We start from the raw sequence: 289 nt of genomic DNA, 5'->3' as shown, positions 1-289 counted from the left end.
CAGTGTATCCAGGAGAAGCAATAATAGCTCCCCAGTGCATCATTGAAGTATATAAGGACAAGATCGTCGCTTCTTGACCACCATGTGGATTTTGAGCGGAGGACATTGCACTTACAACTTTATTAACTGTCTTGCCGTTTGCCCAAAGTCCGCCTTGTGTATCAAGAAACTGTTTCATTTGGGATGCCATATTGCCAAAACGTGTTGGTGTACTGAATATAATAGCGTCTGCCCACTCTATATCTTCTGAGGTTACGACTGGAATGTCTTTTGTTGCATCAACAGTTGC

1 protein-coding gene is annotated in these 289 nt (G+C 42.9%); it reads right to left on the bottom strand.

From position 1 onward, the window contains the following. Positions 1-289, bottom strand: a 289-nt coding sequence (locus tag CH339_RS25535; RefSeq protein WP_210207398.1) for an NAD(P)H-dependent oxidoreductase, incomplete at both ends; no start/stop codon positions are given.

Origin of the sequence: Rhodobium orientis, assembly GCF_003258835.1 — a bacterium.
In the GTDB taxonomy this organism is placed as follows: domain Bacteria; phylum Pseudomonadota; class Alphaproteobacteria; order Rhizobiales; family Rhodobiaceae; genus Rhodobium; species Rhodobium orientis.
The sequence above is the reverse complement of the archived record's forward strand: the minus strand, read 5'-3'. Positions and strand labels throughout refer to the sequence as shown.